We start from the raw sequence: 24524 nt of genomic DNA on the forward strand, positions 1-24524 counted from the left end.
AAGGTTAATACATGCTCCTGTTGTTAGGGAGGCAGCACCTACCCAAATAATAATTTTATTACACAGTAAAAATGGAATGTAAAAAAAGCTTTTATTGGTTAGTCGGCATTTGTCTTGCAAATTTTTCATTTGCAGTTCGTGCTCAAAATATTGATATAAAAAAAGGTGGGAAACCCCGAGACAAAAACTGAAAAATGGTATCCAGCAACAGTTCCTGGAGAGATACATACCGATTTGTTAAACAACAAATTAATACCAGATCCATTTTATAGAGACAATGAGAAAAAGCTAGAATGGATGAAAAAAAAGATTGGGAGTATAGAAAACTACTTTTCAGGTAAGTCCTGCAACTTATAATAAAAAATACACAGAACTGGTTTTCGACGGATTAGACACTTATGCAACAGTTTATTTGAATAATCAATTGGTTTTAAAGGCGGATAATATTTGCCGCCAGTGGAAAGTTGATGTGAAAAAGATAATTAAATCAGGAAATAATGACTTGGTAATCGTATTTAAATCAGCACAAAATGTAGTCGACTCGCTTGCTAAAAAAGATTTACCATTTGTAATTCCAGACAATCCTCGTGCGTATGTACGTAAAGCGCAATATCATTTTGGATGGGATTCAGGACCAAATTTCACCACTTGCGGAATATGGAAAACTCCACGCTTAGAAGCATATGAAAAAAAAACGCCTGAGAAACCGTATGTACTCAATCGAAAGATAGAGTTGGTACAACAACCAGATAGTTTAGGAAAATCATTTTACTTTAAAATAGATGGAAAGCCAGTGTACATGAAAGGAGCTAATTATATTCCTTCGGATGCATTTCTTTCTAGAGTGACCAAAAAGGAATATGAGAAAGTAGTTGGTATGGCAAAGGATGCCAATATGAATATGCTTCGTATTTGGGGCGGAGGAGTTTATGAAGATGATTATTTTTATGATTTATGCGATAAATACGGAATTAATGTTTGGCAAGATTTTATGTTTGCAGGAACAATGGTACCAGGAGACGATGCTTTTTTTGATAATGTAAAGAAAGAAGTTCAGTATCAGGTAAAACGCTTGCGTCATCATCCTAGTATTGTATTATGGTGCGGAAATAACGAAGCCGACGAAGCATTCAAAAACTGGGGATGGCAAAAAAGTATGAATATGTCAAAACAAGACTCAACACGATTATGGAAAGATTATGTTCGTTTGTTTCAGGATAGTATCCCAAAATGGGTAAAAGAGGTTGATAATAAAAGACCATACATTAGTTCATCGCCATTATTTCATTGGTCAAAAGAAAAAAGTATTACTGAAGGAGATAGCCATTATTGGGGAACTTGGTGGGGATTAGAAGATGTAGAAGCGGGTACAAAAAAACAGGACGTTTTGTGAGTGAGTACGGAATGCAGGGGATGCCAAATTATTCGTCAATAGAAAGATTTACATTACCAGAAGACAGATATTTATATTCCGATATTTTGCAAGCGCATCAAAAAGCAGGAAAAGGATTCATGAAATTAGATTCTTATCTAAATCGTTATTTTATAGATTCGACCAAAATAAAGAAAATGAATGTCGAAGATTATACATACCTCACACAATGTTTGCAATATTATTCGTTGAAGAACATTATCGGAATTCATCGTTCTAAAGCACCTTATAATATGGGAACATTCGTTTGGCAGCTTAACGATTGTTGGCCTGTGGCAAGTTGGAGTGTAACCGATTATTACGACCGTCAGCCAAAAGCAGCTTGGTATGCCATGAAAGAAGCTTATCGTGATGATATTAAACCAGAAATTGATTTAACTCGTCCGATAGATTTAAAACTCGAAGAACCAAAAATCACCTGGAAAGTTCAAGGAAATAAGCTCATTCTGAAAGCTTCAAAGTTTGCTAAATATGTAAATGTTTCCATAAAAGGATACACAGGCAAATGGAGTGATAATTATATCGACTTAAAAGCAGGAGAAGAAAGAACAATTACGTTTGAAGGAAAAATTGTTAAGCCAGAGGTTAAGGTTTATTCTCTTTATGATGTTTTGAAGAGGTACTAAGGTTCTGAGGGGGCAAAGGGACAAAGGTTTCTTGTATTGCGAATAAAAAAAGGTTCATAAGTTTCTGTAGAGACGCACCGCAAAACTCGCAAAGGTTCAAAGGGGAAACTTTGCGAGCTTTGCGTATCCCGATAGCTATCGGGACTGCGCACTTTGCGGTTAAATTTTTCGGTTCAAAGATTAAAAAATATCCGCGTAAATCTGTTTAATCCGTGTCATCCGCGTGCCATTACACAAGTTAAATAAAAAAATAAAATATGTTTAAAAAATATAACAAAATAGCTTTTAGCGGTATTGTAGCTTTAAATCTATTTTTTGCCAATCCTGCGATTTCACAGGAAAAGAAAGCAAAACAAAGCAGTATAGATTACACTAAATATGTAGATCCATTAATAGGATCTGCAGGTCACGGACATGTATTTGTGGGGGCCAATGTTCCTTTTGGAGCAGTACAATTAGGACCAGTAAATGTTTTTGAAGGTTGGGATTGGTGCAGCGGATATAATTATGCAAGTAATACCATATTAGGATTCACACATACCCATTTAAGCGGAACAGGAATTGGAGATTTAAACGATATTCTTTTGTTACCAGTATCAGGAAAAGTACAGCTTACCAAAGGGACAAAAGAAGATATGGTAACTGGTTATGGATCTTATTTTCTCATAAAAACGAAGTAAGCAAAGCTGGATATTACAGTGTTTTATTGGATAAATACAAAATTAAAGCAGAGTTAACAGCAAGTTCAAAAAGGTAGGTTTTATAAATATACATTTAATGCCGCTACAGATAATCACGTTTTACTAGACCTTGCCGATGGTGTGGGATGGGACAAACCAGTAAAAACATTTATAAAAAGATAAACGAAACAACCCTTGCAGGATATAGATATTCTACAGGTTGGGCTGCTGATCAACGTATATTTTTTACAATCGAATTCTCTAAAGCCAATTACCAATATGGCATTGTACGATAACACAACTGCTCTTTGTTGTAGGAAACGAAGGAGAAGCGGTAAGAATGAAAGCTGTTTTAGATTTTAAGGCTTTAAAAAACAAACAAGTTTTAGTAAAAGTCGGAATATCTCCAGTAAGTTATGAAAACGCTTCTGCGAATATTAAAGCTGAGATTCCGGGTTGGGATTTTAATGCAGTAGTAAAAGAAGCGACTTCAAAATGGAACAAAGAATTAAATAAGATACAGATAAAAGCAGATGATAAAACAACAAAAGTTTTTTATAAGCAATGATACCATGTTCTCCATCAATTTTTAATGATGTAAATGGAGATTATAAGGGGACAAGATAAAAAAGTATACGAAAAAGCAAATTTTACCAACTATACTACTTTTAAGACTTTGGGATACATACCGTGCTTTGCATCCTTTATATATAACAATTACGACCAATAAAATTAATGATATTGTTAAATCATTTTTGGCTATCTATGAGCAACAAGGAAGATTACCTATTTGGCATTTAATGGGGAATGAAACCAATACAATGAACGGGAATCACTGGATTCAGATTGTAGATGCTTACTTTAAAGGTTATAGAGATTACGATATAGCATTGGCTTATGAAGCCATCAAAAAAACTGCTATGCAAACGCGTGAGGGAATGGATTATGTTCAAAACTTAGAATATATTCCTGCGGATAAATTGCTGGAATCAGTTGGGAATGCTTTAGAATATGCTATCGATGATTATTGTATAGCACTAATGGCAAAAGATTTGAATAAGACTGATGATTATAATTATTTCACTAAAAGAGCCAATTTGTACAAGCTTTATTTCGATAAAGAAACCACATTCATGCGTGGAAAATTAACAGATGGAAATTGGAGAACACCATTTAATCCGCTTTCATCAGCACATCGTAAAGACGATTATGTAGAGGGAAATGCATGGCAATATACATGGTTGGTTCCACAGGATCCTTATGGTTTAATTGAATTATTTGGTAGCGAAGATAAATTTTTAGCTAAGTTAGATTCACTTTTCCTGATAACAGACAAAGTAGAAGGCGAAGAAATATCACCAGATATTAGTGGATTAATTGGACAATATGCACAAGGAAATGAGCCAAATCATCATATTCCATATTTGTATGCATACGCAGGGCAACCATGGAAAACGGCTAAGCTAATACGTGAAATTGATGATAAATTCTACTCAACAAAACCAGACGGATTATGCGGAAATGAGGATTTAGGGCAAATGTCGGCTTGGTATGTATTTTCATCAATGGGTTTTTATTCAGTTAATCCGGCAAATGGAATTTATGTTTTAGGGAGTCCGTTAGTAAATACAGCAACAATTCATCACAAAGAAGGGATTTCATTTACATTAAAAGCAATAGATAATAGCAAAACTAACATCTATATCCAAAAAGCAGAATATAACGGAAAACCATACACAAAAGCATACATCACGCATGATATGATTGTAAAAGGAGGAGAATTAAAATTGTATATGGGAAGCAAACCATCGACGACTTTTGGGGTGAAGAAAGAAGATAGACCGCTTTAATGAGGTTGTTAGTTTTCAGTAATCAGTCGCAGTTTTCAGATTACATTTCACGTTTTACAACATACATTTTACATAAAAAATCATGAAAATAAAGAGTTTAATTTTTTTAGGGGTATTACAATGCTGCATTTTTGTAAATGCACAAGTAAAAGCTTTAGATCCAGTAGAATATGTAAATCCATTAATGGGAACACAATCTTTGCATAGTCTTTCTAACGGAAATACCTATCCTGCAATTTGCAGACCATGGGGAATGAATTTCTGGACACCGCAAACTGGAAAAATGGGAGACGGATGGGCTTATGTTTATACAGCCGAAAAAATTAGAGGATTCAAACAAACCCATCAGCCTTCGCCTTGGATGAACGATTACGGACAGTTTTCGATTATGCCTGTAACAGGAAAATTAACTTTTACAGAAGACGAAAGAGGAAGTTGGTTTAGTCATAAAGCAGAAGTTTCAAAACCCTATTATTACAGCGTATATCTAGCCGATTATGATGTAACAACAGAAATTACAGCTACGGAAAGAGCAGCACATTTTCAGATTACATTTCCAGAAAACGAGCAATCTTCTATCGTAATTGATGCATTTGATAAAGGATCTTATATTAAAATAATTCCATCAGAAAATAAAATTATAGGATATACGACTCGTAACAGTGGCGGAGTTCCAGAGAATTTCAAAAACTATTTTGTATTGGAATTCGATAAACCATTTTCGACCAATTATACATGGCATGATAAGGTTTTAGAAAAAAATAAACTAGAATTAAAAGACAACCATGTTGGCGCAATAGTTGGTTTTAAAACTAAAAAAGGAGAAAAAATAAATGTAAAAGTAGCATCATCATTTATCAGTATAGAACAGGCAGAACTGAATTTGAAAAGTGAGTTAGGGAAAGCAACTTTTGATGAAACGGTAGCCGAATCAAAGCAAGAATGGAATAAAATTTTAGGAAAATTAACTGTAGAAGGAGGAAGTGATGAGCAACTTAAAACTTTTTACTCTTGTTTATATCGTACTGTTTGTTTTCCACAAAAGCAGTATGAAATAGATGCTAAAGGAAAAATAATGCATTACAGCCCTTACACTGGTAAAGTGTTGCCAGGTTATATGTATGCAGGAACAGGATTCTGGGATACTTTCAGAGCTTTATATCCTCTGCTTAATTTAATGTATCCTTCGATAAATAAAGAAATGCAGGAAGGATTAATCAATGATTATAAAGAAGGAGGTTTCTTGCCAGAGTGGTCAAGTCCAGGATTTAGAAATGTGATGGTTGGTAATAACTCAGCATCAGTAGTTTCCGATGCTTATATGAAAGGATTGCGAGGATATGATATTAATAAATTATATGAAGCCTTGTTGCATGGAGCCAATAATGAAGGCCCATTAGAAGCGGTAGGTAGAAAAGGAGTAGCATATTACAATACTTTAGGATATGTTCCTTATGATGTGAAAATTAACGAAAATGCAGCTAGAACACTAGAATATGCTTATGATGATTTTACGATTTGGAAATTAGCGAAAGCCTTAAACCGTCCGAAAAATGAAATTAGTTTATTCGAAAAACGAATGATGAATTATAAGAATCTTTATAATCCAGAAATCGGATTGATGAGCGGTAGAAATAAAGACGGAAGTTTCCCGAAAAATTTCAATCCGTTTAAATGGGGAGATGCATTTACTGAAGGAAATGCGTGGCATTACAGTTGGAGTGTTTTTCATGACATAAATGGTTTGATTGATTTAATGGGTGGCGAGAAAAAATTTACAGCCAAATTAGATGCTGTTTTCACAACTCCTCCAGTTTTTGATGATAGTTATTACGGAGCAGTTATTCATGAAATACGCGAAATGCAAATCATGAATATGGGACAATATGCACACGGAAATCAGCCTATCCAACACATGATTTATTTGTATAATTATGCTGGTGAACCTTGGAAAACGCAATATTGGTCTCGCGAAGTAATGAATCGTTTGTACAAACCAACTCCAGATGGATATTGTGGAGATGAGGATAACGGACAAACTTCGGCTTGGTATGTATTCTCAGCAATGGGATTCTATCCAGTTTGCCCAGGTACAGACGAATATGTTCTGGGAGCACCATTATTTAAAAAAGTAACATTACAGTTAGAAAACGGAAAGCAGCTTATTATAAATGCTCCAAATAATTCAGAAACTAACAAATATGTTCAGGATTTAAAATGGAATAATGCAACTCATACTAAAAATTATATCAATCATTTTGATGTATTAAAAGGTGGTGAATTAAATTTTGACATGACCAGCAAACCTAATTTACAAAGAGGAACTTCAGCAAGTACCTACCCATATTCTTATTCAACCTCAAAATAATACTATGCAATCACGTAGAAAATTTATAAAAAATACAGGAATTTTTTCAGCAGGATTATTGGCACTTCAAACAGATGTTTTTGGAATGCAATCGGATGCTTTCAATTTTGCTTTAAAAGATTTTATTACCAAAAGACCACCTTTGGCAGAAAGAAAATTTACAAGTAAAGCTGTTGAAGCAGCAATTGTAAGAATCAAAAAACAAATAGCAAATCCAGAATTGGCTTGGCTATTTGAGAATTGCTTTCCTAATACATTAGATACAACTGTTGATTTTGAAATCATCGATGGTAAACCAGATACTTATGTAATTACAGGAGATATCGATGCGATGTGGTTAAGAGATAGTACAGCGCAAATATGGCCATATATTCCGTTTGTAAAGGAAGATAAAAAACTAGCCGAATTGGTAAAAGGAGTAATCAACCGCCAAACAAAATGTATTTTATTAGATCCTTATGCAAATGCTTTTTACAAAGATTTTAATCAGGTAAGCGAATGGAAGAACGACATGACCAAAATGCAACCAGGTATTCACGAGCGCAAATGGGAAATTGACAGTTTATGTTATCCAATAAGACTGGCACACGGATATTGGAAAGAAACTGGAGATATTAGTTTGTTTGACAGTAAGTGGAAAGAAGCGATGCTTTTGGTACTGCAAACTTTTAAAGAACAACAGCGATGGACAGATAAAGGTCCATACAATTTCCAGAGAGTAACAGCTTGGGCTACCGATGGAGTGCCATTAAGCGGTTATGGATATCCTGTAAAACCATGCGGATTAATTGTTTCGACTTTTAGACCAAGTGATGATAGTACGTTATTTGGATATTTGATTCCGAGTAATATGTTTGCGATCGAAGTACTTGGATATCTTCAGGAAATTTTCTCTTTGCCAGCATTAAAAGACAATGATTTAGTTGCTAAAGCAAAAGAATTACAGGGGCAAGTTCAGAAAGGATTAGAAGAAAATGGAATCATCGAACATCCAAAATTCGGAAAAATTATTGCTTTTGAAGTTAACGGATATGGAAGTTTTCATATGATGGATGATGCTAATGTTCCTTCATTATTATCATTACCGTATTTAGGAGCCATTGAGCCAGATAGTCCACTATATTTGAATACACGTAAAGTAGTACTTTCAGACAATAATCCGTTTTTCTACAAAGGAAAAGCAGGAGAAGGTGTAGGAGGACCACATACAGGAACAGATACCATCTGGCCTATGAGTATAGTTTTGAGAGCCATTACTAGTGTTGATGAAAAAGAGATAAAAGCATGTATTAGCAATTTAATAAAAACAAATGCTGATACAGGATTTATGCACGAGTCATTTCATAAAGATGATGTTACAAAGTTTACCCGAAAATGGTTTGCTTGGGCAAATACATTGTTTGGAGAAATGATAGTACATACCAGTATTCATTATCCTCAGATCTTAAAAGATAAAAATATCTAATAATAGTTACCATTAAGAGATTAAGAAAAATTAAGTTTTTAAAATCTCTATAACTGGTGATAAAAAAATAAAAGCTAAAAAAATATACCATTAAGGAATTAAGAAAAGTTAAGTAGCGATGCTTAATAAAACTTAATTGCTTAATGGTTAAAAATAAAAAAGAATGAATAAAAAATATGCCGTTGGATTAGACATTGGGGGCACACATATTACCGCAGCGGTTATAGATATAACAGACATGAAAGTAATTGACTTTTCATTGCATAAAGAATCATTTGATTCTAATTTGCCAGTAGAAGAAGTAATGACTATTTGGGAAAAAGCAATAAGGACTTCTATTGAAAGTTCCAAAGTAGGAAACACAATAGGATTAGCAGTTTGTATGCCAGGACCATTTGATTATAATAATGGAATTTGCTGGATAAAAGATCAATCTAAATATGAACACTTTTATGGTTTAAATGTTAGAGATTTATTTAAAGAAAAATTGAATCTTTCCAATGATTTTCCAATTTTTTTCGAGAATGATGCCGTTTGTTTTGGTAAAGGAGAAGTTTTTAAAGATATAAACAATTTTTCTAAAAAAGTAATGGCAATTACGCTCGGTACAGGACTTGGCGCTTGTTTTATTGATAGAGGAGAATCAATTAGTACAGGAGATTTAGTGCCAAAAGATGGTGAAATATACGACCTTCCGTATAAAGAAGGAATAGCCGAAGATTATGTTTCGGCACGAGGACTTATAGCTGGTTATTTCGCTTTAAGCGGAAAAAAAATTAACAATGGTCTAGAACTTTTTAATCTGGCAAAATCTGGAGATAAATTGGCAATAGAAGTATTTGAAAAAATGGGAGAAGATTTGGCAGTAATAATTCTTCCATGGTTAGAGAATTTCTCTGTTGATAGTTTTATCATTGGAGGAAAAATTGCAAACGCAAGTGAGTTTTTCTTACCAGTTTTCAATAAAAAAATAAAAGAAGCAGGAAGTACTATTACTGTATCTATTTCTACAGATAATGAAAAAGCAGCATTATTAGGCGCTACAAGTTTGCTTTATAAAGCTTAAATAATTAAACCATATAAGTTGTATAAGTTCATATAAAAGAATTTTGATAACTCGGTTTTAATTTTTTAGCTAAATGTAGATAACTAAAAAAGTTTTAAATATTACTTATATAATTTAATTTTGAGTAGCAATAAACAGCCATCTTAAATGATTTTATATAACTTATATGGTTTTTAAATATTTAGATATGACAAACTCAAATCGTAGAAATTTCATAAAAACAGCAGCTATAGCTTCAGTAGCTGTGGCATTGCAATCTTTTAATTCAGATTCGAAAGAAGAAGAAAAAGTTTTGATTTCTAAGAAAGTAAAGAAACCAATTGTACTTTCTACATGGAAGTTTGGAATTCCAGCAAATGAAGCTGCTTGGGAAGTTCTAAAAAGTAAAGGCAGCGCTTTGGATGCTGTTGAAGCAGGAGTTAAAATCCCAGAAGGAGACCCAAAAGAAAGAAGTGTAGGCTATGGCGGACGTCCAGATAGAGATGGTCGGGTAACGCTGGATGCTTGTATTATGGACGAAAATGCCAATATTGGTTCTGTTGCTTCTTTAGAATATATAAAACACCCAATTTCGGTAGCAAGAGCCGTAATGGAAAAAACGCCTCATGTAATGTTGGTTGGAGACGGGGCTTTACAATTTGCATTGACACAAGGATTTAAAAAAGAAAATCTGCTGACAGAAGAGTCGGAAAAAGAATGGAAAGAATGGCTGAAAGATAGCAAATACAAACCCATTGCCAATATCGAAAATCATGATACAATAGGAATGATTGCTCTGGATGCCAATGGAAATCTATCGGGAGCATGTACCACAAGTGGAATGGCTTTTAAAATGCATGGGCGTGTTGGAGATTCTCCAATTATCGGAGCAGGTTTGTATGTTGATAATGAAATTGGAGCTGCAACTGCCACAGGACATGGCGAAGAAGTAATTCGAATTTCGGGTTGTCATCTTGTTGTAGAGTTAATGCGACAAGGGAAATCACCTCAAAAAGCTTGCGAAGAAGCAGTAGCAAGAATTGTAAAACTAACCAAGAACAGAAACAAAGATTTAAAGGATATTCAAGTAGGTTTTATTGCCTTGAATAAAGCAGGCGAATATGGGTCTTATTGTATTCAGGGAGGTTTTAACTATGCTGTTTACGATGATACAGGAAATAAATTAATCGATGCCGATTATTTCCTAAAGTAAAATAGTAGTTAGCTCACGAAGAGTTAATTGTTTTGTAATGCGCAATAGTTTTAGACTTTGCGCATTTTTTTAAGTTTAGATAATGAGGATTTTTGGAATTAGACTTAAGCAATGTTTTCCAATCCACCCGGAAATGGTCTATAGGCATAATAATGCAAGACTTCTTCGATAGCCATTTTTAGCGCTTCGTTTATAGGGAGTAATTTGATTCCCATTTTAAGATCAATTTGTGCCAGGCGCATATAATAATCGGTAAAAATAGGGACATGTTTTCCTTTATTGATTAATTCTTCGGCAGTTTGAAAGTTTTCTTGTTGTTCTTCTTTTATGATTTTGCAGGTTGCCAATCGTAATTTTCCATATTTATCAGTGTTTGCTGCATAACCAAAAAGACGACATATTAATCCGCGATAACGGTAATTGGTACAATTTCCTTTGTGATGTTCTAAAACAGACAGAGGGTGATATAAATGACAATTTTTACTAGCAGAATTATTTAATTGGGCTAAGGTTTCTTCGGCAATACCATTTAAGAATAAATGAAATGCCCAAAGGTAAGAATTCTAAAGGAGAAGCATCTATACTTGGGTTTGAACAGCATTTGCCACAACCAGCGTTGCAAAACAAATGAGTTTCAGATTTAAAAGCAGTAATTTCAATTTCAAGGCGGTCAAACAATGCTTCAACGAGCCGAACTTTATGTTTTATTGCCATTTTTTTGTGTAAGGTAGGCTAATAGAAATGGCTCATGCTATACTATGCTTTTTTTGTGAGTAGATTTTTAAAGGCTCAAAGGTTTTAGGAAAGGTACTGAGGTACTAAAATTCAAAGGCTACTTAGTTTATAAAATTTTAGGTAATTGTATTTTTTTCTAAAAGAGACAGTCTAAGAATCTCCATAAGTTACTTCTCAATTTTATCCTTAGAGATTGCTTTTAAATTAGAAAGAAAGTTAGCGGTAAAGTATAAGGTTAGAGAGCTTTTCTCTACGCAAACTTTAGCGCTTTAGAGCCTTTGTACCTTTCCTAAAACCTTTGTACCTTTGGCTCTTTAAAAGCCCTAAAACCCCATATGAAACGAGAACATTATATTCCTTTTAATAAGGAATTCTTACTCGAACAACAAATAGCAACGATCAGTGAAGACCCCAAAAAGGTTGATGAATTTAAAAAGTTATTTGATATAATCGAACATTATTATCATTATGAAGCCTTTAATCTTAATCGAAATCTAAAGCAAAATTATGCTTTATTTGATCCCGATTTAAGTCCGAAAGAGCGTGAAGGATTTATTGGTAAAAGTAATTTCGCCGTTTTTAAAGAAACACTTCATACAGTTTTAGAATATGGAAATTACAGACGGATTGATAAAGAAACATTGGATAATGCCTTTGAAGATTCTGATTTAATAGGGTTAAATTTAGCTATAGATTTTAACGCATTTAAAGAGTATGAATTGTATGTTCGAGGAAGCCATAAGGCAAAAGAAACGGTAACAAAATTTATTTTCTGGAAGAAAGAAATTGAGATTGAATATTATGATCGTGTCATGATTTATCTCAATTATAATGATGCAGATTCTCTTAAAGAAAAAAAGGTAAAATTAGGAAAAATGCCTATTGACCCAGGATCTATAGTTTTAAAAATCTTTAAGCGTGTTCCTAAAAATGATCTGGAAACTATATTTCCAAATGCGACCCCTATGATGTCTACTACAGATAAATTATTGCTTTGGGTTCCTGGAATTTTTGGAGGAGTTTCGTTATTAAGTACAACTGTAATTCCTGCATTAATTGGGATGTATGGAGCTTACCAATCAGGAGAGGCAATTGATTTACTAAACAGTAAAACCTCGCTTAATCAAGGTTTAATTGCATTAGGAGTACTTTCAGCTTACTTATTTCGTCAGTACAGTAATTTTACAAATAAGAAGATTAAATATTCCAAAATGCTTTCGGATAGTCTTTACTTTAAGAATCTAGGAAACAATAGTGGTGCTTTTTATTCATTATTGAATTCTTCGGAAGAAGAAGTGCTTAAGGAAACTATTTTGGCTTATGCTTTTTTGAATAGAAGCAATAGAGCTTTAACGGCTGATGAACTCGATGAACAAATTGAATCTTGGTTTTCGACAAAATTAAATACTGAATTAGATTTTAATGTGAATAACGCCTTGTTGAAATTAAAAAGCATTGGTTTAGGTATAGAAACAAATGGAAAGTGGGAGGTAATTTCGCTTGATAAAGCACTCATTAAAATTGATGAATTGTGGGACAGTGTTTTTGATTATAATCGTGGAGGTACAGAGGTTTTAAGTTTCTGAGGTACTAAAAAAGGTTTAAAGGTTGTTTCGTTTGTGGAATTCCTTGATGAGATTCCTCATGCGTCGGAATGGCAATTGTGAGAAAAGATGAATTTTAGAATAATATCACAGTCATTTTTATCCCCAAACTAAATAACCTTTAAATATTAGAGCCTCAGAACCTCAGTAGCTTATTTTCAAAACTCTTTGCATCTTCCATAAAATTTATTAGATTTACGTATATCTAAATCCTATAATATGAGAACGTTAAGCAATGGTTTGAAGAATATGCAGTGAGTCATCAGAACCCAATAAATAAAGCGATACATTATATATGTGTACCTGCTATTTACTTTTCGATTGTGGGTTTATTAATGAGTATTCCGAGTAGTTTTATTGCTAATATTTTTAAATTGAATGCTCCAATAATCGAAAATTGGGCTACGGTCGTATTACTTTTTGTACTTGTTTTTTATATCCGATTGTCGGTTGCAATGGCTTTTAAAATTGCAATTTTATCAGCAATTTGTCTGGTAGTGAATTATTATATCGGACAAATTTTTCCGTTATGGATTTTCTCAATAGGCGTTTTTGTTATTGCTTGGGTTGGGCAATTCTACGGGCACAATATTGAAGGCAAAAAACCTTCTTTTCTAAAAGATCTTCAGTTTCTAATGATTGGCCCTGCATGGGTAGTAGAGAATTTGTTTTCTAAGAAAAAAATATAAAGCACTAAATCCTCTCTGTAAAGTAAAGGTTTATAGCTCCTGTTTTGAGTGCTAAATTGGTAATAAATAGCTATATATTGAGAAAGCTGATGTTAATAAAAACCGTAATGAATGAGATTAAATTATCAATAAATCCAGAACAGGATATTTCTGTTATAAAAGGACAAAGCATACTAATTACTATTTCTTTAGTTTTTGTAAAGCTCGAGGCCATTTGATTGGTGTGATTCTTAATTTGACTAGGGGGATAGCCAAAATATTTACGGAATGCTGTGCTAAAATGATTTGGAGTCTTATAGCCTAATGATTCGGCTACTTGATATATATTGAGTTCGTCTTTTAATAATTTCTGTTTAGCTTCGTTCATTTTTAGTTCGTTTAAATATCCAAAAACGGTTGTTCCAAATAGTTCTTTAAAGTACTTTTTTAATTTGAATTCGTTGGTTCCTACTTTACGAGCAAGGTCAATTAGGGAACAAGGAGTAATAATGTTTTGTGTAACCAATTCTCTAGCATGGTGCATTCTTTCTATATCAATTTTCGGAATTTTAATAGAAGTATTTTGTGTTTGGGTTAACTGCTCCACTTGTAGCAACAATAATTCTGTAACTTTTGTTTCCATGTACATTCTGCGGAAATGTCCTATCCTTTCGCAAGAAACAATATCTCTTACAGTAGTCAGAATTTCTGGTGACATGATTTCGCTATATTTTATTTGTTTTGCAGGATTTTCATTAGTACAGGTCGAGATAAATTCGAAATCTAAATCTAATGAATCTACAAGCTTGATGTAGTCATCCTGAGGAATTAATATCGATAGATATTCCAGGACTGTTGAGGTAGCAGGAAGTTTTGCCAGTTTTGTACCTGCTGGCAAATAGTGTATCTGATGGTGCATGAGGTTAGAACATCCTTTCATAAAAAAGAACATTTGTATGACAGGCTCATCTGTATAATATTCAACTTTTATAGGCTTAAGTAAATCTACTTCAATAAAATTTATAAAAAAAGATCCAGCTAAAGTATGACTATCCTTTATAGTGCCATATTCAGGGTCATTATAGGTATTGATTTCTTCGATAAGTTCATAGGCTTGGATATCATCTCCAAAAAAGACTTTATCACAGAGTTTATAGTCTATATCTTTTATTATTGTTTTAAGTTGCATGGAAATTCTTACTTTAATGTAATGCAAATATACGTTTAATATTTCATATGTGTATTGAGTCTAAATAAAAACAATCCTTTTTGTGTATGTTATAATCCTTAATTGAAACCCTTATCCAGAGTGACTAGGGGTAAGTTTGCAGGTAAATTAATAATACCAATTTTACTTTGTAATGGGTTTCAAAAACTACATAGATTGTCTTATAGCAATCAGGAATTTAATAACTACTTGTATAATAAATCATTGTGCTGCTATTTTTAGGTTGAACAGGATTGTTTTTTTTTCAAAAAATGAAAATATTTCAACTTTTAAAAAGAATTGCTTTTTGTTACAACCTTTAAAGTATAGTATGTTTTTTATTTCTATATTTTTTCTCCCATCAGGTTTGTTAGCTCAAAATGGAATTCTTTCAGGAGTTTTAAAATTGGAAAACGGAACGCCAATTACTTATGCAGCTGTTGCTGTTAAAAATACTAAACATCAGGTGATTACAGATGATGAAGGTAAGTTTGAGTTTAGAGGTTTGACACATGGACATTACGAAATTGAAGTAAGTTCTATCGAAATCACCAAAAAAAGTATTAAAGTAGACTTTAAAGGGAACAGTGAAAGGATTTTACTAATTGTTGAACCTTCAGCAAGTTTAGGTTTAAAAGAAGTTGTAATTAATGTTAAGACTGAGAAAAAAGAAGTAGAAACAAAGGGGTTTGCCGTAAATGTGATCGAAACCCAAAAGATGGCTATGCAATCGATACAGACTAATGAGTTATTAGACCGTTCTGCAGGGGTTCGTATTAGGCAAGATGGGGGATTGGGATCTAGAATTGATTACAATATTAATGGTTTATCAGGTAATGCTGTAAAGGTTTTTATTGATGGTATTCCTTCTTCTAATTTTGGTTCTTCTTATTCTTTAAATAGTATTCCTCCAGCCTTAATTGATCGTATTGAAGTTTATAAAGGAGTTGTTCCTGCTAACCTTTCTGAGGACGCACTAGGTGGAGCAATCAATATTATCTTGAAGAAAAAAACTAGAAACTCTCTTGTAACGTCTTATTCTCTAGGTTCATTTAATACGCATCAATGGAATATTACAAGTAATTATCGAAAAGAGAATGGATTTACAGTTGATGCTTCGGCTTTTTATAATTATAGTGATAACAACTATGAAGTTTGGGGAAAAAATATCACTTTCAAGGATTACACTGGGCAAACTAAGGTAAACCAGCGTGCAAAACGTTTTCATGATGCTTATAAATCATATGGTACAAAAGTAGAAGTTGGTTTTACAGATGTAAAATGGGCCGACAGGTTTATGATTGGGGGTATTTTATCGAAGGATTATAAAGAAGTTCAGCATGGTATTACAATGGATAATGTATATGGTGACCGTCATACCAGACGTAATTCTAGTATTGCTACATTAACATATAGTAAGAACGATTTTTTGGCAAAAGGATTGTCGTTTAAAGCAGATGCTAGTTACTCTTATCTAAAAAGACAAGCAATAGATACTGTAGGTGTGATGTATGATTGGAGCGGAAAACCAATTATGTATCCTGATGGTACTTATGTAAAATATACTAGCGGGGCTGAGGTTGCAAGTGCTAAAACTTTGGGAATTAATACCGATAAAACTTTGTTTGTTCGTACCAATTTAGGATATACATTAAATAGCAATAACACGATATATGCCAATTATATGTATAATAATTTTGTACGTGGAATATCGGATGAATTACAACCTTTAGGATTACAACTATTAGAGAACACAAGAGATTTACAAAAAAATATTGTTTCGTTTACTTATGAGAATTTAGCTTTTTCTCAAAAACTAAGAACGAATGTTTTTTATAAGCATTATTTTCAAAAGGTTACTTCAAATGAACCTTTTAGACAAGATATTACTCCAGGTATTCCTAATTATGAGATGAGAGTATTTACTAAAAAATCTGATTTTAGTGGCTATGGGATTACATTATCGTATGAGCTAAATCCTAATTTGTATTTGTTAGGATCTGCTGAGAAAGCAATGCGTCTGCCAAGTGCTAACGAATTGTTTGGTAATATTAATGACAATTTACTTGCTCCAGCTGGTGAACTAAAACCTGAAACGAGTCACAATGTTAATATTGGTGTGAACTGGTCGGGATTAAAATTTAATAATCATTCTATTAGGCTAAATACGTCACTTTTTTACAGAGATACAAAAGGAATGATTAGAGAATCAATAAGAGCTGGTAGCTTTACGTATTCGCAGTTTGAAAACCTTGAAAATGTTATGTCTCGTGGTATAGATGCTGAGATAATTTATGATTATGCTAAGAAGTTTAATCTTTCTCTTAATATATCAAAATTTGAGTCTTTGTTTAATACGCGTTTCGATGCCGAATGGTGCTCCATACTTGTTTTATCGTATGCAAATAAGAAACGAGCCTTCGTTTAAATTTAATATTAATGCAATCTATTATCAGGATGATTTATTTGCCAAAAAATCTAAGGCTTCTATCTATTATAATATTAGCTATGTGGATGAATTTCTTAGAAACTGGGCCAATGTTGGAGGAAAGAACTTAGATTATATTCCGACACAATTTTCTAACAACATAGGGATTGCCTATACTTTTCCATCTAATAAATTCACAATTAGTGTGGATGCAAAAAACATATTTGATCAACAGATATTTGACAATTTTGGTTTGCAAAAACCAGGTCGTGCATTTTATGCCAAACTTACATATTCATTAACTTCAAAATAATTAATCACAATGAAAATTAAATTTAGAAATTTAAAAAGTACATTACTTTCTGGTGCTTGTGCAATAGCTCTATTGAGCTCATGTAGCAATAATGATAGTGAAGGGGAAATTGCTCCTACATTACCAGAAGTAAAAAAAGACTTCCAATTAGCATTTGCTAATGGTTCAGGTAGCATTTCTGGAACTTATCTTCAAGGTATCTCTGACCTTTCTAAAGGAGAGGTGTCATTTTTTGGAAAAGGATATTCAATGACTTCATCACGTACAGCCAGAGTATTTACATCTACAGATGGTTCTATTGTTTATAGCCTTAATTATACAGTTGGTACTATCGATAAGTTAACGTATCATGGTGGAGAAAATTATAAAAAAATAATCACTTTTGACGCTTCTATTCCATTAGGAGTAAAAGCTGTTCGTTTTACAAAAATGAATGATAAAGTAGCATCTGTGCATAATATTGCTGCTGTTGCACAATATGGTGGAGCTGATAAAAAAGATTATTTAAAGCACAAAATGACTGTTGCTATTGGTATTTTAGACTTAGAGGCAATGAATTTCGGGAGTAATTTCAAAAAAGATATTGATTTAATTCTTCCAGGAACTTTGGCTAGTGAAGGATATTATATTTCTCGTATAGATTGTCCAGTTATTTCTGGAAATAAATTATATTATGGAGCATCAGTTAGCAAGTTTAACGCAGCAACTGGTAAAGCAGGAGAAACGGATAAGACTTTTACACTTGTACTTGATTATCCAAGTTTAACTAATGCTACTGTTATTAGTACTTCGCATGTTAAAGGAGCTACAAATGGTTACCGTACTCCTACACAACACATTAATGAAGCTGGTGAAATCATGCAAATGGTTGGAAACGGAAAAGAGTTAAACATCGTAAAAATTAAAGATGGTAAATACGATGAGTCATATATATATAGTGTAAGCGGATTGTTAGGTAAGCCAGCTTCTAGTAGTGGTTGGTTTTATGCTGGTAACGGAATTGGTTATATCCCTTATGAAAAAGTAGGTGTGGATGAAATTCAGGTTGGTGTTGATTCAAATGGTAAACCAACTTATTCAGGTTCATGGGGATTGGCAAGAATGGATTTTAAAAATGGAAAAATCATTGATTTAACTGTTCCTAAAGGATTATGGTTGCAACAATACCAAAATTCAGTTGTGAGAGATGGAAAATTCTATATTGCATTAACTCCAGTTGGTGTACAAGGAAACATTTACATTTATGATGTGAATTCTGAAAACGCTGATGGTACTGTAGGGGCAAAAGTATTTTCAGGTGCAGATCAATACTACATTGGTATATTCTAGTAATTTATCTACCATTACTAAAAAAAGCAGCGATTCGTTTTGAATTGCTGCTTTTTTTATTTTAGGCTTGGTGGTTCTAAGTTGTAAAGGTTCAAAGTTGCAAAGGACTCATTCACACACAAAACAACCACAATATTGTCTCACAGACGAAAAATGCTTCTAAATATTCATAATAGGATTCTTAATCCTTGATTTGAATTGCTTTTTTTAGCAGTCATTGTAGAACCAGCAGATGCTATTATTACGAAAAATACGGCAAGTATTTCACTAGGAGCAAGATGTTCTTGTAAAAAGAAAAAGGCACAAATTGAGGCAGCAGCAGGCTCTAGGCTCATTAAAATACTAAAAGTACGTGGAGGAAGTTGGCCAAGTGCTTTCATTTCTAATGTAAAAGGTATTGCGCTTGACAATAGCGCAAGTGCGATTCCCATTCCTAAATAAGTTGGAGTTAGGTTGCTTAATCCATTTTCCATAATTCCAAAAGGAACTATAAGTAACGATGCAAATAACATTCCGGTTGATACTGCGTCACCATCTTTCATTACTTTCGAAACTTTTCCACCCAAAACAATATAAGTTGCCCAGAAGACACCTGCTAATAATGCAAAAAACACTCCAATAAGGTCAATACCATTGCCAGACCATGGCGCAATAAGAGCAATTCCTATTGCAGCAAGTAATACCCAAAAATAATCAACCATACGTTTTGATCCAAAAACGGCCAGTACTAATGGGCCAATAAATTCTAATGTAACTCCTAAACCAACAGGAATTCGTTCTATTGCGAGGTAAAAGATTAAGTTCATTGATCCTAATGACAATCCATAAGGAATAACAAGTTTCCATTGTTCAAGTGTAATGGCAGGTAAGTTTGGTCTGTAAACTAATAACAGAATTATTGCTGAAATTCCAATTCGTAATGATGCTGTTCCAGCTGCACCGATAGCAGGGAAAAGACTTTTTGCAATTGCCGCTCCAAATTGTACACTTATAATTGCTAGAAGAATTGCTGGAAGTGGCGGTATATTTATTAGTTTATTTTTCATGAAAGGGTTCAAAATATGAGGGCGCAAAATTACAAAAAAATTCACTCAGAAATTTGGCTAATAAGTTAAATGAATTGTAATGTTTTTAGAAGCTGTTTTTAATGAAAAAGAAGCGTAATTACTTAGCTATTTATTTGTAAGTTGTTAAAATTTTAATAAAATAATTTTGGTTTTAGGTATTTAACTACGTAGTTTTGAATTATAAATATTTTAAGTTATGAATATAATAATTGTTCCTATTGAAAATAATCATTCAGATGCTGTAGTTGATTTAATTTTAAATATTCAGCAAAAGGAATTTAATGTTCCAATAACTCTAGAAGATCAACCTGATCTTTTAGAAATAAATGAATTTTATCATAAAAAAGGAGGGTGCTTTTGGGGTGCTTTTATTGATGGGGAATTAGTTGGTACTATTGCCTTGGTAAAATATGACGATAGGGAAGGTGCGATAAGAAAGATGTTTGTAAAAAAAGAATACCGAGGTAAAGAGTTATTTATTGCCCAACAACTTTTGGACACATTAATTACTTTTAGCAAACAAAATGATGTACTTGATTTATATTTGGGTACAGTTTCGATATTAGAAGCAGCTTTGCGCTTTTATGAAAGAAATAATTTTGTGCGAATTGAGAAAGGAACACTTCCAAGTGCATTTCCTATAGTAGATGTCGATAATGTGTTTTGTCATTTAAAATTAAACTAGAAAGGATGAATATTATAGATGAATCGGGTATTTTGGCATTATCGACAAGACTGCAACGTCTTAGTGAACAACTGCGCAAAGATGGTGCAATGCTCTACAAATCATTTGATATTGAGTTTGAACCCAAATGGTTTCCAGTAATTTATACGCTTCATAATAAAGGTGTATTGAGTATTGTAGAAATTGCCAATGAGATTGGTTATACACATCCATCTACAATTAGTCTGCTAAAAGAATTAGAAAAACAGAAACTTATTCGTTCCAAAAAGGATAAGGAAGATGAGCGTAAACGTTTAATTGTGCTTACTGCAAAAGGACAAAATCTCATCTTAAAAATGAAACCTGTTTGGGATATTATCTCCGAAGTTCTTAATGAAATTACTGATAATGAGAATAATTTACTAAAAGCCATAAATGAAGCTGAAAGTAAAATTGCTAATCAGAGTTTTCTACAAAGAGCATTACAATTAAAAGAGAGCAAATTATAGATAGTATAAAAAAACGAGATACTATAAGAAAAGAAGAAAGTAAAACACGAATTTATCAAACTAAGTTAATTGTTGGTGATAATTTGTGTAATTCGTGTTTGCTTTTATGCTTTACAATTTTATAATTGCTCAATAAATGACATATAATCATGTGCGCTTTTTCTATCCTTTCAGTAGTAGCGTTATGTTCTGCACCATAAAAAGCGAATAATGGTTTGTAGTCGGCTTTTAGTAATTAAAAGTAACTTCAAACGGAGCTGTTAATTGTTTTAAGTGCATTTATCTGCCCGTTGCGCTGTAATCTTCTTCATTAATTCCAGCAGCTATTCCTAATGCAATTTTCTTATTGCTTAGTTTATATCCACTTTTTGAGCCATATGCCCATCCATGTGTTAATACTTCATCTAGCCATTTTTTGAAAAGTGGCGGACAATTAAACCAGTAAAAAGGGAACTGAAATATAATTGTATCGTGTGATTCTACAAGCTGTTTTTCTTTCTCAATATTGATGTTTCCATCTGGATACGCACTGTGCAAATCATGTAAGAGATACTTTTCGGGATACTTTTTAATTCTTCAATCCATCGTTTGTTTATTATTGAATTTTTTAAATCGGGATGTATAATAATTACTAAGGTCTTCATGCTAATAAATTTTAAAATCTTGCTTGTGCAAATATCAAACTCGTTCGGGAATGATTAACCAATAAGGGAGAAATTAATCATATAAGCTGATAAATTAATCACCATAGATAATTTAAAGCAGTTACTTCGTTTATTTTTACTTTTGTAGATTAATAAAAGAAACTAAAAAATGTATCAACGAAAAATTCCGATAGATTATAATTGTGGTCTTACTGTTGCAATGGAAGTGGTAGGTTCTAAATGGAAATTTTGTTTATTGGATGAAATTCATAAAGGCATAAAACGTCCTAAAGATTTGGTTCTGGCGATTAATGGGATTAGCAAACGAGTATTGCAAAACCAGTTAAGAGAATTGGAATTACACGGGCTTTTGGCAAAAACAATTTATACTGAAGTTCCTTTACGAGTAGAATATTATCTTACTGAAACAGGAATATCTCTTTTACCTTTAATTGTTGCCCTTGATAAGTGGGGAATGAATTTTGCTCCTCAGTTAAAAACGATATTAGAAAAAGAAGAGGAAATAGTACTTTAGGATTTAGCCACAGATTAAAATTATTGCCCTTTTTAATCTGTGTTAATTGCTAAAATCGATACTTCTTATTAATAATCAAAACGTTTAAAAGCTTCAATCGCTTCATATTCTGCAAGACCTAAATCATCATATAAAATCGCTGTGTTTTTATTACGATCTTCGGCTCTAACCCAAAACTCTCTAGAATCATTACCTTGAAACATAACTCTGTCTTTTTGAGATTGGTGCTATAAAATGGCGTGACGTTTTAATAATACTTCAGATGGACTTAATGGTACAGCCATGTCTATTTCATCAATATCCCATTCGTGCCAAGCTCCACGGTATAACCATAACCAACAATCATCCATATAGGGTTGTGGTTTTAATTCCTTCATTGCAGCAAAAATGGCATTCAAACATACTTCATGTGTTCCGTGTGGATCTGCAAGATCTCCTGCTGCAAACATTTGATGTGGTTTTATTTGGTCGATAATGTCTTTTACAATAGCAATATCTTCAAGTCCTAACGGATTTTTCTTGATTTGTCCTGTTTCATAAAAAGGAAGATCCAGGAAATGGGTGTTTTCATCTTTTAACCCTATATATCTTGTAGAGCATCGATTCTCTTCGTCGGATAAGTCCTTTTAAATTTCTAACTTCCAAGGAATCAATTTGATTTTCTGATTTATTATTCAAAAACTCAATTACTGATTTTGAAATTTATTTTAGTATCTGCATCTGTAATAAAATCGTTACTTACCTCAGCAAACCTCAATGCTTCATCATCGGTAACAGCAATATTCCCAGAGGTTTGATATACAACATGTACATCGTGCCCTTGTTTTATTAATTTTGAAAATGTTCCTCCCATCGAGATAACATCATCATCTGGATGTGGACTAAAAAGAATAATTCTTTTTCTTAGCTGGATTGGCTCTCTCTGGACGATGCGAATCATCCGTATTGGGTTTTCCTCCTGGCCATCCTGTAATGGTGTGTTGCAATACATTGAACATATTTATATTCAAATCGTAAGCCGAACCTTCCTGAGCCAATAAATCAGACATTCCGTTATTGTTGTAATCTCTGTCGGTTAATTTTAAAATAGATTGTTTTGTTTTTTGACACAACCAAACAATCGCTTTACTTTTTAATTCCTGATTCCAAATACACTCTCCTACTAACCATGGCGTTTTAAAACGAGTTAGTTCTGATGCTGCTGATTGATCTAAAACAAAAGTTGCATTGCCATGATTTTGCAAAAATGTTGCTGGAACTTCAGAGCTAATATCACCTTGAATGGTTCTCTTGATAATATCGGCTTTGTTTTGTCCCCAAGCCATAAGTACTATTCTTTTGGATCTGAGAATTGTAGATACTCCCATTGTAATGGCCCTTTTTGGTACATTATCAATTCCGTTAAAGTCGGAAGAAGCATCTACTCTCGTGATATGATCCAAAGTAATAATACGTGTTCCTGAATTTATGTGAGAACCTGGCTCATTAAATCCTACGTGACCTGTACGGCCAATTCCTAATAATTGGAAATCTAATCCTCCAGCATTTTTTATGTTCATTTCATAATCAATGCAATATTGATTCAATTCATCGATTGCAACTGTTCCGTCAGGAATATTTACATTCTCTGGTTTGATATCAATGTGATTAAATAAATGTTGATGCATAAAATGATGATAACTCTGATTGTTTTCTTTAGTCATCGGATAGTATTCATCCAAATTAAAAGTGACAACATTGCTAAAACTCAATCCTTCTTCATTGTGCATTCTAACTAATTCTTCATATACTTTTATAGGCGAAGAACCTGTGGCTAAACCTAGTACACAAGATTTATTTTTTTCTTGTTTTGATCTAATTAATTGAGCAATTTCCTGCGCAACAATTATCGATGCTTCGGTAGAATTTTTGAAGATTTCGTTGTGGATTTTTTCAAATCGTGTCTCTTCAAATTTACCAGCACTTTTATAGCTAATGTCTGGTTTAATTTCTATAGCACTTTCCATTTTTGTGTTATTTGAGTTGGTTATTTTATAAATTAAGTGTATCCTTTAATTCGTTTTTTGACATAGTTCTCTACGCAATTCACTTTGATTGAAACGCCTTTTTAGATTTTTTAAGTAGGAAACCTCCAATAGGGAT

Annotated in this window: 20 protein-coding genes and 4 pseudogenes; 18 read left to right on the forward strand and 6 right to left on the reverse strand. The window is 33.0% G+C overall.

Going from position 1 to position 24524, the window contains the following annotated elements:
* The first annotated feature begins 165 nt into the window (after positions 1 to 165).
* The 10 genes and pseudogenes from AC1RYN_RS07085 to AC1RYN_RS07130 all read left to right on the forward strand — a co-directional run bounded on the left by AC1RYN_RS07085 (position 166) and on the right by AC1RYN_RS07130 (position 10679).
* On the forward strand, positions 166 to 357 hold the full coding sequence (locus AC1RYN_RS07085; protein ID WP_481806401.1) for a glycosyl hydrolase 2 galactose-binding domain-containing protein: 192 nt from the start codon (positions 166 to 168) through the stop codon (positions 355 to 357).
* A gap of 16 nt (positions 358 to 373) precedes the next feature.
* Positions 374 to 1393: a glycosyl hydrolase 2 galactose-binding domain-containing protein gene (locus AC1RYN_RS07090; protein WP_481806420.1), complete on the forward strand. Its 1020-nt coding sequence runs from the start codon at positions 374 to 376 to the stop codon at positions 1391 to 1393.
* Complete coding sequence (locus AC1RYN_RS07095) at positions 1390 to 2058, forward strand: glycoside hydrolase family 2 protein (RefSeq protein WP_481806402.1); 669 nt, start codon at positions 1390 to 1392, stop codon at positions 2056 to 2058. Before AC1RYN_RS07090 ends, AC1RYN_RS07095 begins: the two co-directional genes overlap by 4 nt.
* A 257-nt stretch (positions 2059 to 2315) precedes the next feature.
* Positions 2316 to 2815 (forward strand): annotated as a pseudogene (locus AC1RYN_RS07100) (hypothetical protein).
* A gap of 263 nt (positions 2816 to 3078) precedes the next feature.
* Entirely contained in the window at positions 3079 to 3306 is a 228-nt protein-coding gene (locus tag AC1RYN_RS07105) for a glycoside hydrolase domain-containing protein (RefSeq protein WP_481806403.1), read from the forward strand.
* A 127-nt stretch (positions 3307 to 3433) separates the two neighbouring features.
* Positions 3434 to 4588: a GH92 family glycosyl hydrolase gene (locus tag AC1RYN_RS07110; protein WP_481806404.1), complete on the forward strand. Its 1155-nt coding sequence runs from the start codon at positions 3434 to 3436 to the stop codon at positions 4586 to 4588.
* Between the two features lie 82 nt (positions 4589 to 4670).
* On the forward strand, positions 4671 to 6956 hold the full coding sequence (locus tag AC1RYN_RS07115) for a GH92 family glycosyl hydrolase (RefSeq protein WP_481806405.1): 2286 nt from the start codon (positions 4671 to 4673) through the stop codon (positions 6954 to 6956).
* Positions 6957 to 6960: 4 nt separating this feature from the next.
* Positions 6961 to 8421: a glycoside hydrolase family 125 protein gene (locus AC1RYN_RS07120; protein ID WP_481806406.1), complete on the forward strand. Its 1461-nt coding sequence runs from the start codon at positions 6961 to 6963 to the stop codon at positions 8419 to 8421.
* A 163-nt stretch (positions 8422 to 8584) separates the two neighbouring features.
* On the forward strand, positions 8585 to 9487 hold the full coding sequence (locus tag AC1RYN_RS07125; protein WP_481806407.1) for an ROK family protein: 903 nt from the start codon (positions 8585 to 8587) through the stop codon (positions 9485 to 9487).
* A 187-nt stretch (positions 9488 to 9674) separates the two neighbouring features.
* Positions 9675 to 10679 (forward strand): isoaspartyl peptidase/L-asparaginase family protein, encoded by a 1005-nt coding sequence (locus AC1RYN_RS07130; RefSeq protein WP_481806408.1) that lies wholly within the window; start codon positions 9675 to 9677, stop codon positions 10677 to 10679.
* 104 nt (positions 10680 to 10783) lie between these two features.
* Here the strand turns inward: AC1RYN_RS07130 and AC1RYN_RS07135 are convergent, their stop codons facing one another.
* Both AC1RYN_RS07135 and AC1RYN_RS07140 read right to left on the reverse strand, forming a co-directional pair.
* Positions 10784 to 11026, reverse strand: a complete 243-nt coding sequence (locus AC1RYN_RS07135) for a hypothetical protein (protein WP_481806409.1) — start codon at positions 11024 to 11026, stop codon at positions 10784 to 10786.
* Positions 11027 to 11171: 145 nt separating this feature from the next.
* A complete protein-coding gene (locus tag AC1RYN_RS07140; protein WP_481806410.1) occupies positions 11172 to 11393 on the reverse strand; it encodes a hypothetical protein in 222 nt (73 codons plus the stop codon).
* A gap of 356 nt (positions 11394 to 11749) precedes the next feature.
* On the opposite strand from AC1RYN_RS07140, the gene AC1RYN_RS07145 reads away from it, so the two are divergent.
* Together AC1RYN_RS07145 and AC1RYN_RS07150 are read left to right on the forward strand one after the other, a co-directional pair.
* Positions 11750 to 13000 (forward strand): TMEM143 family protein, encoded by a 1251-nt coding sequence (locus tag AC1RYN_RS07145; RefSeq protein WP_481806411.1) that lies wholly within the window; start codon positions 11750 to 11752, stop codon positions 12998 to 13000.
* 251 nt (positions 13001 to 13251) lie between these two features.
* Positions 13252 to 13707 (forward strand): annotated as a pseudogene (locus AC1RYN_RS07150) (Mpo1 family 2-hydroxy fatty acid dioxygenase); the annotation flags it as partial.
* A 70-nt stretch (positions 13708 to 13777) separates the two neighbouring features.
* Here AC1RYN_RS07150 and AC1RYN_RS07155 read toward each other — a convergent pair.
* Complete coding sequence (locus AC1RYN_RS07155) at positions 13778 to 14875, reverse strand: helix-turn-helix domain-containing protein (RefSeq protein WP_481806412.1); 1098 nt, start codon at positions 14873 to 14875, stop codon at positions 13778 to 13780.
* Between the two features lie 349 nt (positions 14876 to 15224).
* On the opposite strand from AC1RYN_RS07155, the gene AC1RYN_RS07160 reads away from it, so the two are divergent.
* The 3 genes from AC1RYN_RS07160 to AC1RYN_RS07170 are packed head-to-tail and all read left to right on the forward strand — an operon-like array spanning position 15225 to position 18963.
* Entirely contained in the window at positions 15225 to 17321 is a 2097-nt protein-coding gene (locus AC1RYN_RS07160) for a TonB-dependent receptor (protein ID WP_481806413.1), read from the forward strand.
* Positions 17293 to 17634 (forward strand): hypothetical protein, encoded by a 342-nt coding sequence (locus tag AC1RYN_RS07165; RefSeq protein ID WP_481806414.1) that lies wholly within the window; start codon positions 17293 to 17295, stop codon positions 17632 to 17634. The genes AC1RYN_RS07160 and AC1RYN_RS07165 overlap by 29 nt, the downstream gene beginning before the upstream one ends.
* 9 nt (positions 17635 to 17643) lie before the next feature.
* Complete coding sequence (locus AC1RYN_RS07170; RefSeq protein ID WP_481806415.1) at positions 17644 to 18963, forward strand: hypothetical protein; 1320 nt, start codon at positions 17644 to 17646, stop codon at positions 18961 to 18963.
* A gap of 167 nt (positions 18964 to 19130) precedes the next feature.
* Here AC1RYN_RS07170 and AC1RYN_RS07175 read toward each other — a convergent pair whose 3' ends face one another.
* A complete protein-coding gene (locus AC1RYN_RS07175) occupies positions 19131 to 20009 on the reverse strand; it encodes an EamA family transporter (protein ID WP_481806416.1) in 879 nt (292 codons plus the stop codon).
* A 217-nt stretch (positions 20010 to 20226) separates the two neighbouring features.
* Between AC1RYN_RS07175 and AC1RYN_RS07180 the strand changes: the two genes are divergently transcribed.
* Positions 20227 to 20715, forward strand: coding sequence for a GNAT family N-acetyltransferase (locus AC1RYN_RS07180; RefSeq protein WP_481806417.1), 489 nt, complete (start codon positions 20227 to 20229; stop codon positions 20713 to 20715).
* 5 nt (positions 20716 to 20720) lie between these two features.
* Positions 20721 to 21203, forward strand: a complete 483-nt coding sequence (locus tag AC1RYN_RS07185; protein WP_481806418.1) for a MarR family winged helix-turn-helix transcriptional regulator — start codon at positions 20721 to 20723, stop codon at positions 21201 to 21203.
* Positions 21204 to 21322: 119 nt separating this feature from the next.
* On the opposite strand, the pseudogene AC1RYN_RS07190 reads toward AC1RYN_RS07185, so the two are convergent.
* Positions 21323 to 21847: pseudogene (locus AC1RYN_RS07190) on the reverse strand (NAD(P)H-dependent oxidoreductase).
* 169 nt (positions 21848 to 22016) lie between these two features.
* Between AC1RYN_RS07190 and AC1RYN_RS07195 the strand changes: the two are divergent.
* The gene (locus AC1RYN_RS07195; protein WP_481806419.1) at positions 22017 to 22382 is read left to right on the forward strand and encodes a winged helix-turn-helix transcriptional regulator; all 366 of its coding nucleotides are present in this window, start codon (positions 22017 to 22019) and stop codon (positions 22380 to 22382) included.
* Between the two features lie 68 nt (positions 22383 to 22450).
* Here the strand turns inward: AC1RYN_RS07195 and nagB are convergent.
* Positions 22451 to 24388: pseudogene (nagB, locus tag AC1RYN_RS07200) on the reverse strand (glucosamine-6-phosphate deaminase).
* Positions 24389 to 24524 lie beyond the last annotated feature (136 nt).

This window comes from Flavobacterium sp. TC780, assembly GCF_056783245.1.